This window comes from Mesorhizobium sp. M8A.F.Ca.ET.202.01.1.1 (assembly GCF_004791595.1).
In the GTDB taxonomy this organism is placed as follows: Bacteria; Pseudomonadota; Alphaproteobacteria; order Rhizobiales; family Rhizobiaceae; genus Mesorhizobium.
On the sequence record NZ_SRUN01000008.1, the window covers coordinates 124,289 to 137,281 of the forward strand.

The 12,993-nt window shown below is 64.7% G+C and carries 11 protein-coding genes and 1 pseudogene; 11 read left to right on the forward strand and 1 reads right to left on the reverse strand.

The window, feature by feature from the left end:
• Positions 1-5: 5 nt before the first annotated feature.
• Positions 6-1,550: a 4-hydroxyphenylacetate 3-hydroxylase N-terminal domain-containing protein gene (locus tag EN845_RS18555; RefSeq protein ID WP_127871159.1), complete on the reverse strand. Its 1,545-nt coding sequence runs from the start codon at positions 1,548-1,550 to the stop codon at positions 6-8.
• A 93-nt stretch (positions 1,551-1,643) separates the two neighbouring features.
• Here EN845_RS18555 and EN845_RS18560 point away from each other — a divergent pair, with 93 nt between their 5' ends.
• The 11 genes and pseudogenes from EN845_RS18560 (at position 1,644) to EN845_RS18615 (ending at position 12,952) form a co-directional block, all read left to right on the forward strand.
• The gene (locus tag EN845_RS18560; protein WP_127871160.1) at positions 1,644-2,513 is read left to right on the forward strand and encodes a helix-turn-helix domain-containing protein; all 870 of its coding nucleotides are present in this window, start codon (positions 1,644-1,646) and stop codon (positions 2,511-2,513) included.
• Between the two features lie 148 nt (positions 2,514-2,661).
• Positions 2,662-3,144: a hypothetical protein gene (locus EN845_RS18565; RefSeq protein ID WP_127871161.1), complete on the forward strand. Its 483-nt coding sequence runs from the start codon at positions 2,662-2,664 to the stop codon at positions 3,142-3,144.
• Positions 3,145-3,340: 196 nt separating this feature from the next.
• Positions 3,341-4,435 (forward strand): transporter substrate-binding protein, encoded by a 1,095-nt coding sequence (locus tag EN845_RS18570; RefSeq protein WP_127871162.1) that lies wholly within the window; start codon positions 3,341-3,343, stop codon positions 4,433-4,435.
• Positions 4,432-5,049 (forward strand): ANTAR domain-containing protein, encoded by a 618-nt coding sequence (locus tag EN845_RS18575; RefSeq protein WP_127278050.1) that lies wholly within the window; start codon positions 4,432-4,434, stop codon positions 5,047-5,049. Before EN845_RS18570 ends, EN845_RS18575 begins: the two co-directional genes overlap by 4 nt.
• The gene (locus EN845_RS18580) at positions 5,027-5,932 is read left to right on the forward strand and encodes an ABC transporter permease (protein WP_127871163.1); all 906 of its coding nucleotides are present in this window, start codon (positions 5,027-5,029) and stop codon (positions 5,930-5,932) included. The genes EN845_RS18575 and EN845_RS18580 overlap by 23 nt, the downstream gene beginning before the upstream one ends.
• 30 nt (positions 5,933-5,962) lie before the next feature.
• A complete protein-coding gene (locus EN845_RS18585; RefSeq protein WP_127278048.1) occupies positions 5,963-6,883 on the forward strand; it encodes an ABC transporter permease in 921 nt (306 codons plus the stop codon).
• A 46-nt stretch (positions 6,884-6,929) separates the two neighbouring features.
• Positions 6,930-8,573: an ABC transporter substrate-binding protein gene (locus EN845_RS18590; protein WP_127871164.1), complete on the forward strand. Its 1,644-nt coding sequence runs from the start codon at positions 6,930-6,932 to the stop codon at positions 8,571-8,573.
• Positions 8,563-9,507, forward strand: a complete 945-nt coding sequence (locus tag EN845_RS18595) for an acetamidase/formamidase family protein (protein WP_127871165.1) — start codon at positions 8,563-8,565, stop codon at positions 9,505-9,507. The genes EN845_RS18590 and EN845_RS18595 overlap by 11 nt, the downstream gene beginning before the upstream one ends.
• A 214-nt stretch (positions 9,508-9,721) precedes the next feature.
• Positions 9,722-11,485 carry an ABC transporter ATP-binding protein gene (locus tag EN845_RS18605; protein ID WP_127871167.1) on the forward strand — a complete coding sequence of 588 codons (1,764 nt, stop codon included), beginning with the start codon at positions 9,722-9,724 and terminating at the stop codon, positions 11,483-11,485.
• A gap of 26 nt (positions 11,486-11,511) precedes the next feature.
• A pseudogene (locus EN845_RS18610) lies at positions 11,512-11,790 on the forward strand (branched-chain amino acid ABC transporter permease); the annotation flags it as partial.
• 322 nt (positions 11,791-12,112) lie between these two features.
• Positions 12,113-12,952 (forward strand): hypothetical protein, encoded by an 840-nt coding sequence (locus tag EN845_RS18615; protein WP_127278045.1) that lies wholly within the window; start codon positions 12,113-12,115, stop codon positions 12,950-12,952.
• Positions 12,953-12,993: the final 41 nt, after the last annotated feature.

Consider the following 12,993-nt stretch of genomic DNA (forward strand, 5'->3'; position numbering starts at 1 on the left):
CGGCTTCATCCGGCCGTTGGAGTGAGCGGCGGCAGCCAGGTATTCCCCGTCCAGCCATGCTCGTCATAGTCGGCCATGCAGGTGTCGACCAGTTCCTCCATCGCCTTCAGCCGGCCGCCGCGCTCGGCGCCCTTCAGCACCTGCAGCCGCACCTCTTCCGGCGCGCCGGCGTAGTTGAGCTCGTAGAGCGCGTGGCGGCCGCCGAATTCGGTGCCGGTCGCGTCCCACAAAAGCTTCATGATCTTGATGCGCTCGATATGGCCCATGTCGTTGGAGCCGCGCACATATTGCGCCAGATATTTGTCGATCTCGGGATTGTTGAAATCGCGCACCGACGACGGCAAATAGATCAGGCCGGACGCGATCACACGGCGCACCGTGTCGATGACGCGCGGATAGGCTTCCGACATGAAGGTGCGGTAGGCGAGCGCCGCGTCGAGATTGGGCAGCACCGCGCCGTTCGCCCACGGGATCGGGTTGTACGCCATGGCGTTGGAGAAGCTCCAGAACATGTGACGCAGCGCAATGACCTCGCCAAGCGCCGCCTGGTTGCCGCGAAACGCGTCGCCGCCGGTGGCTCGCAGCGCCTTGGCCAGCAGACCGGCGAGGAAGTCGAGTTTCACGGCAAAACGGGTGCAGCCCTGGAAGCAGTAGCCGTGCATGAAGCCGGATGCCGGGTGGAAGGACAGGATCTTCTGCGCGTCGCGCAGCACCAGCACGTCCTCCCAGGGGATGAAGACATTGTCGAGCACGAGGATGGCGTCGTTCTCGTCGAAGCGCGACGACAAGGGATAGTCGAAGGGCGCGCCGACCGTGTTGGCCGTCTGCTCATAGGAGACGCGGCAGAACATCTTTATCCCCGGCGCGTTCATCGGCACGATGAACATCACCGACAGCGACGGATCCTCGGTCACCGTCGCCGAGCCCTGCGCCAGGAAATTGTAGTGCGTCAGCGCTGAGGACGTCGCCACCACCTTGGCGCCGGAAACATAGATGCCGGCATCAGTTTCCCCAGTGATGTGGACGAAGACGTCCTTCACCTGTTCGGCCGGTTTGTGGCGGTCGATCGGCGGGTTGACGATCGCGTGGTTCATGAACAGCACGGCTTCCTGCGCCCGCTTGTGCCAGGACAGCGCATTGTCCTTGAACGGTCCGTACCAGTCGGCATTGGCGCCGAGCGTGTTCATCAGCGCCGCCTTGTAGTCGGGCGTGCGCCCCATCCAGCCATAGGACATGCGTGACCACTCGGCGATCGCCGTCTGCTGGGCCGCGAGTTCGCCGGAGGATTTGGCGACGCGGAAATATTTGTGGGTATAGCCACCCGACCCGGTGTCGGTCGCAGAGGTCAGCGTCTCTCGACGCTTGCCGTCATGCAGCGCATCGTAGAGCCGCGCCAGCGACCGCGCCGAATTGCGCATCGCCGGATGGGTGGTGACGTCTGCTATGCGCTCGCCATTGATATAGACCTCGCGCCCGTCGCGCAGGCTCTCCAGATACTCCGCCCCCGTGAACGGGCGCGCTTTGTCCGCGCGAAAATCTTCCGACCGCATGATGCTCCTCCACTTTGTACCGCAACCCTAGCGCCTCCGCTGGCGATCGGGTATGGACGGAACGGCAAAACCGATTGGACTTTTTCCGGCGCCATGAGCCAGAATTCCATTCCCGATTTCTTCGTCTATGGCGAACCGGTGCGGCCGCTCGATGTTGGCTTCCTGCATGTCGAGACGGTGCTTGCGCGCAGCAACATTCACCTTGGCCAGGTCGCCGCGCACAAGCACCCGCAGATGGGCCAGATCACCTACTGGACCGGGGGCTCCGGCACCTACCGCATCGAGGACCGCTCCTGGGACTTTTCGGCGCCGGCCGTCAGCTTCGTGCCGAGCACCATCGTGCATGGTTTTTCGATCGGACCAGGCACCGACGCCATCGTCGTCTCGGTCGCCGACGATGCGCTGGCCACGCTTGCTGGCCACAGCCTGCTGCCGCTCGACCGGCCGGTCTTCACCGACGCCCTGCCCCAGCACGCCGCATGGCAAAGGCTGGCAACGGTGCTGGACATGATCGCCGCCGAATACGCCGAGGCGCAGGGCGGCAGCGACAAGGTGCTGCCGGCGCTGATCGCTGTCGCGCTCTCCCATATCGCGAGGCTCGCTCCTGAGCCGACGGATGCCCGGGGCTCTTCCGACACTTCACTGGCGCGGGGGCTGCGGAGGCTCGTCGATGCGCATTTCCGCGACAACTGGCCGGTCGACCGCTACGTCGAGGCCCTCGCCACGACGCCGCATTTGCTCGACAAGGCCGCCCACGCGGTGCTGGGCAGCGGCGTCAAGCGGGTGGTCGGCGAGCGCCGGTTGCTGGAAGCCAAGCGGCTGCTGCTGTTCACCGTGCGCACGGTCGAGGACATCGCCTACGAAATCGGCTTCGACGATCCGGCCTATTTCTCCCGCTTCTTCCGCGAGCGTACCGGCGAGGCGCCGGCCGCGTGGCGGCGGAGGCAATTGCGGGGCCAGTGATCCTTACGCTGATTGATTGTGCCTGAAGCCAGCATTCTTCCCCGATGCGGCCACGGCCACCTTTTCGTGAAGGTGCGCGGGTTGATCCGGCGGCCTGCATGCCTAGGTAGGGAGAGCGGCCGGGCGCCACGCGATCTCAACATTCGGTATGACATTTTCCTGTATTCGAAAGCTTGCCCTTTCTGGTCTCATCGTCGTCGTCCAGTCTTCCTGCGTCGTTCCCGACGACACGTCGCGCATCGCCAAGGTTGATCCCACGGCGGCGGCGGCTCGCAAGGAGATGATAGGCCTCAGCGAAGCCGACGTTCGTATGTGCGCGGGGTTTCCAACCGCCACCGCGGATGCCGGCGGATCCGGCCAGATCTGGACCTATAAGCGCGTCGTTCAGCGCGGCAACCTCAGCATCGTCGTCCCCACCCTGTCGGTGGGACCGGTCCCGGCGCTCGGTGGCTCCCTCAATGTCGCTCCCGGCGGCTATTGCGACACGCAGGTCCGCATGGTCGGCGGCCGCGTCGCCGAAGTTGCCTACGCCGGCGACAACAATCTGCCAAACAGGCGCGACGCGCTTTGTGTCAGCACCGTGGATGCCTGCGTGGCCTATGCCCGCCAACACAGGCCGGCCGCCAAATAGCGGCAGCGGATTTCGCGGGAAATAGCGATGGCCGGCCTTCGCTGTTTGACGCGGATGGCGTTGAGGGCTTGACTGACCCGCCGGACCGAATACGCTAAGGCCAAATACCGGCTCTGATCGCCGGGCGGCAAACATGCCTCGTATGCCTCGCCTTTCCGGCGCTGGCTGCGGGGCATTGTCATTTCTGGGGTCCTGTTTGAAACGGCGCATCGAAATCGGCATCCTCTATTCCCGCTCGGGCAGTTATCAGCTCGTTTCCGACGCGTGTCGCATGGGCGCCATGCGCGCCATCGCCGACATCAACGCCGACAGGAGTTCAGGCATCGAGCTGGTGCCGGTCGAGCGCGATCCGCAAAGCAATGCCGATCGCTACGCGACGCTGTGCGAGGATATTTTCAAAACCAGCAGCGCCCGTCATGTCGTCGGCTGCGTCACCTCCTGGAGCCGCAAGGAGACGATTCCGGTGCTTGAGAAGGCCGGCGGCATGCTCTGGTATGCTTGCCCCTATGAGGGTTTCGAGGCCAACGAGCATGTCGTCTACATGCACGCCTGCCCCAACCAGCACCTGGTGCCGCTGCTGGCTCATGTCGTGCCGCGCTTCGGCGCCAACGGTTTTCTACTCGGGTCGAACTACATCTGGGGCTGGGAGATGAACCGCGTCGCGCGCGACCTGATCGCGGACGCCGGTGGCAAGGTGCTGGGCGAGCGCTACCTGCGCATCGGCGAGATCGACGTGTCGCGGCTGATCGCCGAAATCCGGGCGACGCGGCCGAACTTCGTCCTCAACAATCTGATCGGCACCTCGTCCTATGCCTTCCTGGCGGCCTATCGTGACCTGGGCGTTGAGGATCCCGCCTTCAGTTCGCAAAACTGCCCGGTCATCTCCTGCAACCTCACCGAGGGTGAGCTGCCGGCGATCGGCGAGACCGGCAAGGGCCACCTGTCGGTCGGGCCCTATTTCGCGCCAAGGCCGGCCGCCTTCGCCTCGTCCTTCGAGGCCTCCGCCTATGCCTCGGTGCAGGTGATGGCCGACGTGCTGTTGCGCGATCCCGAGGCCGGTCCGGCGGAATTCTCCAAGGCTTTCGCGGAACGGCGCTTTTCCACCCGGCTCGGCCCGATCGCCATCGACGCCCACTCCCAGCACGCGACGCTGCCTGTCATCATCGGCCGGATCGCCGACGGCTTCTTCGAAGTCGTCAGCCGCGAGGACGAGGTCGCGCCGGACCCGTATCTGTCGCGCTACGACCCGGCAAAGACATTCGGCCGGCCGCGCCTCAGGGTGGTGTCGTGACCCGAACCCCGCGCATCCCCAATCTCGGCGGCGCCAGGGCCTTTGTCCTGCATCGCCCGCACCCGACGGTGCAGGCGATCACCAGGCAATTGTCGGCCATCGGGCTTGTCACCGTGGACTGCTGGCCGGAACTGGCGCCGGAGGCGCTGGCCGCGGACTTCGTCTTCTTCGACGCCGATCTCGGCTTCGACGAGCAATTCCCCTGGAAGCCGGGCGAGGCGCCGATGCCGCTGGTGGCGCTGATCGGTTCCGAAGCGCCCGGCCGCATCGAATGGGCGCTGTCGCACAAGGCCGATGCCCAGCTCCTGAAGCCGGTCGGCAATGCCGGCGTCTACAGCGCGCTGCTGATCGCGCGCCAGAGTTTCGAGGCTCGAAAGCATTTAGCCGGCGAGATCGCCGCGCTGCGCCAGCGTGTCGCCGAGCGCCAGACCATCGTGCGGGCTGTCTCGGCTTTGTCGAAAGGCGGCGACGACGACCGCGCCTATGCGCAGCTGCGCTCGCTGGCGATGAGCTGGCAGATCAGCGTCGAGGACGCCGCGCGCCGTATCGTGGCGATGACGGACGAGGCCAAGACCGAAGAGGAAGGCGGCGATGACCAGTCCCATCGCGCCTGATCTCACGGCCGGGCGCATGCCGGCCAAGCCGCGCGCCGGCGTCTGGCGCCGGCTGACCAAGCGCCGCCTGGCGCTGCTCGGCTTGGTCATCGTGGCCATCGTCGTCGCCGGCGCGATCCTGGCGCCGTGGCTGACCGGCTACGATCCCAACGAGCAGATGTTCGACGGCCTGACCATCGAGGGCTCGCCGCTGCCGCCGACCGCGAAATTCTGGCTGGGCACCGACCTGCTCGGGCGCGATCTTCTGACCCGCATCCTCTACGGCGCGCGCACCTCGCTGATCATCGGCATCGTCGCCAATGGCGTGGCGCTGCTCATAGGCACGCTTGTCGGCGTCAGCGCGGGCTATTTCCGCGGCTGGGTCGGCAGCGCGCTGATGCGTTTCACCGATCTGATGATGGCCTTCCCGGCGCTGCTGCTGGCCATCTGCCTGGCGGCGGTGTTCCAGCCCAGCCTGTGGATCGTCGCCATGGTCATCGCCCTGGTCAACTGGGTGCAGACCGCGCGCGTCATCTACACCGAAACCTCCTCGCTCGCCGAACGCGAGTTCATCGACGCCGAGCGCACCATCGGCGCGAGCGCACCGCGCATCCTGTTTCGCCACATCCTGCCGCATCTCCTGCCCACCATCATCGTCTGGGGCACGCTCGGCATCTCGACCACGGTGCTGCTGGAGGCGACGCTTTCCTTCCTCGGTATCGGCGTGCAGCCGCCGACGGCATCGTGGGGCAACATCATCTTCGAGAACCAGACCTATTTCCAGGCCGCACCCTGGCTGGTGTTTTTTCCCGGCGCCGCGATCCTGGCGCTGGCGCTGGCCTTCAACCTGATCGGCGACGCGCTGCGCGACATCCTCGACCCGACGCAAAGGGGCCGGGAATAATGGGGGGCCGGGAATAATGGGAGGCCGGTCATGATCGCCTATCTCGGCCGCCGACTGATCCAGTCGCTGCTCATCCTGCTCGGCGTCTCGCTGATCACCTTCGCGCTGCTCTATCTCCTGCCCGCCGATCCGGTGCGCCAGATCGCCGGCCGCAGCGCCACGCCGCAGACGGTGGAGAACATCCGCCAGCAGCTCGGCCTCGACCAGCCCTTCGTCGTCCAGTACTGGCACTATCTGGTGAAGCTCGTCGGCGGCGATCTCGGGCGCTCCTACATCCAGCGCTCCGAGGTTACCGAGCTGATCGTCTCGCGGCTACCGGCCAGCCTGCTTCTGATGGTCGGCGCCATCCTGTGCGAATTGCTGATCGGGCTCTCGATGGGCCTGATCGCCGCCGTCAAGCGCGGCACCGCCACCGACCAGACCTTGATGGTCGCCTCCTTCGTCGGCGTCTCGGCGCCGCAATTCGTCGTCGGCCTGTTGCTGCTCTACGTCTTTGCGGTCAGGCTGAGCTGGTTTCCGATCGGTGGCTATGGCACCTGGCGCCATCTCGTGCTGCCCTCGCTCACCATGGGCATTCTCGGCGCCGGCTGGTATGCGCGTATGATGCGCTCGTCGATGATCGACGTGCTGCGCCAGGATTACGTGCGCACCGCGCGTGCGAAAGGGCTGGCGCGCGGCGCCATCATTTTCCGCCACGCGCTGCCCAACGCCATCCTGCCGGTCATCGCCATGATCGGCATCGACATCGGCATCTTCATGGGCGGCATCGTCGTCGTCGAAAGCGTGTTCGGCTGGCCCGGCATCGGCCAGCTGGCGTGGCAGGCCATCCAGCGCGTCGACATTCCGATCATCATGGGCGTCACGCTGGTTTCGGCCTTCGCCATCGTGCTCGGCAACCTCTTGGCCGACATCATCGCGCCGTTCATCGACCCCCGTATCAAACTGAGATGAGCGCCCAGATGAAACCAGAAAACAAACAGAGAAAGGGAACACGACAATGAAGAAGTTTCTCGCATCGACCGTAGCCGCATCGGCCTTGGCGCTGCTGCTCGGCATGACCAGCGCCCGCGCCGAGGAAACGATCGACCCCAACGCCAGGCAGGGCGGCGAAATCATCGCCACATACAAGGACGATGTCACGACGCTCGATCCGGCGATCGGCTATGACTGGCAGAACTGGTCGATGATCAAGAGCCTGTTCGACGGACTTATGGATTACGAGCCCGGCACCACCAACCTCAAGCCCGACCTCGCCGAGAGCTACGAGATTTCACCGGACGGCAAGACCTTCACCTTCAAGCTGCGCCATGGCGTGAAATTCCACAATGGCCGCGAGATGACGGCCGACGACGTCAAATATTCGCTCGACCGCGTCACCAACCCCAAGACGCAGAGCCCCGGCGCCGGCTTCTTCGGCTCGATCAAGGGTTATGACGATGTCGCCGCGGGCAAGGCCGAAGGCCTCTCCGGCGTCACCGTCGTCGACCCCTACACGGTCAAGTTCGAGCTGACCCGCCCCGACGCCACCTTCCTGCATGTCATGGCCATCAACTTCTCGCATGTCGTGCCGAAGGAAGAGGTGGAAAAATATGGCGCCGATTTCGGCAAGCATCCGGTCGGCACCGGGGCGTTCAAACTCGCCGAGTGGACGCTCGGCCAGCGCATCGTCTTCGAGCGCAATCCGGACTATTGGCACATAGGCCTGCCGCATCTCGACAAGATCACCTTCGAGGTTGGCCAGGAGCCGATCGTGGCTTTGCTGCGCCTGCAGAAAGGTGAGATCGACCTGCCGCTCGACGGCATTCCTCCGGCAAAATTCCAGGAGGTGATGGCCGATCCCGAGCAGAAGGCGCGCGTGGTCGAGGGCGGCCAGTTGCACACCGGCTATGTCACCATGAACACCACCATGGCGCCGTTCGACAATGTGAAGGTGCGCCAAGCCGTCAACATGGCGCTCAACAAGGCGCGCATCATCCAGATCATCAACGGCCGCGCCGTGCCGGCCAACCAGCCGCTGCCGCCATCGATGCCGGGCTATGACAAGGAGTACAAGGGTTATCCCTACGACGTCGCCAAGGCCAAGGCGTTGCTTGCCGAGGCCGGCCATCCCGATGGTTTCGAGACGCAATTGTTCGCCATGAACACCGACCCCAACCCACGCATCGCCCAGGCGATCCAGCAGGACCTTGCGGCGATCGGCATCAAGGCCAGCATCCAGTCGCTGGCGCAGGCCAACGTCATCGCCGCCGGCGGCGACAAGGCCGGCGCGCCGATGATCTGGTCGGGCGGCATGGGCTGGATCGCCGACTTCCCCGATCCGTCGAACTTCTACGGTCCAATCCTGGGCTGCGCCGGTGCCGTGCCGGGCGGCTGGAACTGGTCGTGGTATTGCAACAAGGAACTCGACGCCAAGGCGGCCGAGGCCGACTCGATTGTCGACCCTGCGAAGGCCGGGGAGCGCAGCAAGATGTGGAGCGACATCTACGCGAAGATCATGGCGGACGCGCCCTGGGCGCCGGTCTTCAACGAGCAGCGATTCACCATGAAATCGGCCCGCATGGGAGGCGCCGACAACCTCTATGTCGACCCGGTCCACGTTCCAATCAACTACGACAATGTGTACGTAAAAGATGTGCAATAACTGCGACTACACCATCCACGGGCGCCACCACCATTTCGGCTGGGACAATTCGTTTGTCCCGGCGCAGCGCGTGGCGCCCGGCTCCACCATCGAGTTCCAGTGCCTCGATGCCGGCGGTGGCCAGCTGAGGCCCGATAGCACCGCCGCCGACATTGCCAAGCTCGACTTCGCGGGGATCAATCCGGTTACCGGACCGATCTTCGTCGAGGGTGCCGAGCCCGGCGATGCGCTGAAGGTGACGATCGAGATGTTCAAACCGTCCGGCTTCGGCTGGACGGCGAACATTCCGGGCTTCGGCCTGCTCGCCGACGACTTCAAGGAGCCGGCGCTGAACATCTGGAAATACGATGCGGCTTCACTGGAGCCAGCATTGTTCGGCAAAAATGCCCGCGTGCCGTTGAAGCCCTTTGCCGGCACCATCGGCAATGCACTGGCCGAGATGGGCCACCACTCGGTGGTGCCGCCACGTCGCGTCGGCGGCAATCTCGACATTCGCGACCTTGCCGCCGGGACCACGCTCTATCTGCCGGTGGAGGTGGCGGGCGCGCTGTTCTCGGTCGGCGACACCCATGCCGCGCAAGGCGACGGCGAGGTCTGCGGCACCGCGATCGAAAGCCCGATGGACGTCGTGCTCAAGCTCGATTTGGTGAAAGATGCGCGGCTGAAGACGCCGCGCTTCACCACATCTGGCCCGGTGACGCGCCATCTCGACGCCAAGGGCTATGAGGTGACGACCGGCATAGGCCCCGACTTGATGGCGGGCGCGAAGGAAGCGGTGGCCCAGATGGTCGACCTGCTCGCCGGGCGCTACAGAATAGATCCGGTCGAGGCCTACATGCTGGCCTCGGTCTGCGGCGATCTCCGCATCAGCGAGATCGTCGATATGCCCAACTGGGTGGTGTCGTTCTATTTTCCGCGTTGCGTGTTTGAATGAGGCCAGGTCAGCGCCAAGGCACCCCCCTCTGCCCTGCCGGGCATCTCCCCCTCAAGGGGGGAGATTGGCTGTCATTCATGCCGGCTTCCCCGATTGCAGCGTTGGAAATTGGCGAAGGCCTGCGTGCCGTTCAATCTCCCCCCTCGAGGGGGAGATGTCCGGCAGGACAGAGGGGGGCGTGCCGCGCTAAACCTCTCGGAAGCCTGCGCCTGCAATGACCACCACCAACCCCATCCTCACCATCGCCAACCTCTCCGTCTCCGTGCGCGGCGAGGAGGGCTCCCGCGAGGTCGTCTCCAACCTCTCCCTGACGCTCGAGCGCGGCGAAACACTCTGCATCGCCGGCGAGTCCGGCTCCGGCAAGTCCATGACCGCGCTTGCCATCATGCAGCTCCTGCCGCAGCCCGCCGCGCGCATCTCCGCCGGCACCATCCGTTTGGCCGACACCGAGCTGACCACGCTTGACGAACGCCGCATGCGCCGTATCCGCGGCGACCGTATCGCCATGATCTTCCAGGAGCCGATGACATCGCTCAATCCGGTGCTGTCGATCGGTCGCCAGCTCACCGAATCCATCGAGGCGCACACCAGCCTGACGCCTGCGCAGGCCCGCCAGCGTGCCATCGAGGCGCTGAAGGCGGTGCGCATTTCGGAAGCCGAAAGCCGGCTAAAACAGTTTCCGCATGAGCTCTCCGGCGGCATGCGCCAGCGGGTGATGATCGCCATGGCGCTGGCGCTGGAGCCCGACGTGCTGATCGCCGACGAGCCGACGACGGCGCTCGACGTCACCGTGCAGGGCGAGGTGCTGGAGCTGCTGCGGGACCTGCAACGGCAGCATGGCACCAGCGTCATCCTGATCACCCACGACATGGGCGTGGTCGCCGAGATGGCCGACCGCGTCATCATCATGCGGCATGGAAGCATGGTCGAGGAAGGCAAGACATCTGACATTTTCGCTCACCCGCAAGCCGATTATACGCGCGAGCTGCTCGCCGCCGTGCCGCGTATCGGCAGTGGCGTCGGTCGGCAGGCGTCGAAAGAGATTGCCGAAGCCGCAATGCCGGCCAATGTCGCCGATGTGAAAGACCTCCATGTCCGCTTCGACCTGCGCGGCGGCGTCTTCGGTCGGGTCACCCGCCGCGTCCATGCCGTCGAGGGCGTCAGCTTCTCGATCGCGCCCAACGAGACGCTGGCGCTGGTCGGCGAATCAGGCTGCGGCAAGTCGACCACCGCCAAGGCGCTGGCCGGGCTGGTGCCGTATAGCGGCGACATCGTCGTCGGCGGCCGCAACCTGTCCGGCCTCGGCCGGGACGAGCGCAAGGCGGTGCGCCGCGACGTGCAGATGATCTTTCAGGATCCGTTTGCTTCGCTCGACCCGCGCATGCGCGTCGGCGACCTCGTCGCCGAGCCGCTGGTCATCCACGGCATCGCCTCGAAGGAAGAGCGCCGCGAGCGGGTGTCGGCCTTGTTCGACCGTGTCGGCCTTTCATCAAACCAGATGGAGCTCTACCCGCACGAATTTTCCGGCGGCCAGCGCCAGCGTGTCTGCATCGCCCGTGCGCTGGCATTGCGCCCGAAACTGATCATCGCCGACGAAAGCGTTTCCGCGCTCGACGTCTCGGTGCAGGCGCGCGTGCTCGACCTGCTGAAGGAACTGCAGCGCGAATTCGGCGTCGCCTATCTCTTCATCTCGCACGACATGGCCGTGGTCGAGAACATCTCCGACCGTGTCGCCGTCATGTATCTCGGCCAGATCGTCGAGATGGGCTCGCGCGACCAGGTTTTTTCAAACCCGCGCCACCCCTACACCAAAAGGCTGATCGAAGCCGTGCCGGTGCCCGATCCCGCGCGGCGCAGAAACCGTTTCGCCCGCCTCGATCAGGAAATCCCCAGCGCGACGCGCCGGATCGGCGAGGCGCCGCTGAAACTGGCGCTGAGCGACGTCGGCGACGGCCATCTCGTCGCCGCCGAGGGCTGAGGGACGGCCGCCGCTGGCCGGGCTCCCTCAAGGCGATCGTCTTCCAGTTCGCCACCCTCACCGACGTCACCTGGCAGATGTCGGGCGAGGTGATCCTGATGACGCTTCTCGGCGGCATCGGCACCATGGTCGGCCCGATCATCGGCGCCAGCCTCGTCGTCGGCCTGGAAAACACGCTGGCCACGTCAGGCTTCCCGGTGACCATCACGACGGGGCTGATCTTCATGGTGTGCGTGCTCATTTTCCGACGCGACATCGTCGGCGAACTTTACGCGCGGCTTCTCAAACGGCCGGGCAGGGGCTGATCAGGTCCAGATCGACTAACCGCGATTGAGCAGGCTGCCGCAAGGTGCGCTTTGCCCAGAGTGGGAACGTCTTGATCGGCGAGGCAAGCGAGAAGGCAGCGTCAAGTTCGAGCCGGAGATGAAGAAGAACGGAGCCATCGCCGCATAGGCGTCCGCCTCCGTGGGTATGGACGGATCCAATCATGCGCAATATGGATGTGGTATTCGCATTTTCACCGCGTCGCTGAGGCAGGAGACGTTTGTTGAATGACGCAGCGCAGGGCGGGTTGGCCTTCTGGTCCAATGCCGCTCGCATAAGTGTCGATATCAGGGGATCTGGTCAATGACCGACAACAAGCCAGACGTTACCAAGGATTGGCAAGCGACGCAGGGCCAGAAGTCCTCCGCCACGCGTCTTCGCCTTTTCGCCGCACTGTCGTGGATCGTCGCCATTGGCGGCGAGATCTACGGGATTATTCTGCTTCGCCAGAACAGGTTCGACCAGGGACACCTGCCGCTGATCATCGGCCTTCTGGTCGGCATTGCGATTTTCGCAATCGCCGGCAATTTGCTGTGGAAGGCGGCCAACAGGCACGATCCGGCCCGTGCATCCGACACAGCCAGGTTCTTCTTCCAAAACCAGCTCGGCGCAATCATCACGCTGATAGCCTTCCTCCCGCTGGTTTTCCTGATCCTCACCGACAAAAACATGGATCCGCAGACCAAGAAGGTTGCCGGCGGCCTCGGCGCTGCGCTGGCCGTGCTCGCGACTGTCATGGGGATCAGTTTCAAACCCCCGTCGGTCGAACAATACACCCAGGATATGAACGCCTGCGCAGCCCAGATCAAGTCGGGGCAGCCCACCACCGCCTGTTCGCCCGACGTCGCCGCCCAGGCGCAGGCGATAGCCACCGACTCGGCCGCGGTGGCTGCGGCGACGAAGGACGCGGCAAATCCCGCAGGTCAGGATGTCGTCTACTGGATCGCGCCCGAAAACGGAGCCGCGAAGTCCACGGAGCCGCATGTTTTCCATCTCTGCGCGGGCGTCAGCCCACTGAAGGACAAGACCGTGAATAGTGGCTCGGTGACGGAGGCCTACGCACAGAACGCCGTCCGCATCACGAAACAGATCGAGATGGAACAGAAGCAGTGCGGGTTTACCGCAACAACCAGCACCAACTGAGCACGCCTGCTTTCGATCGCGTTCAGCTCTTGTCGAGAGGG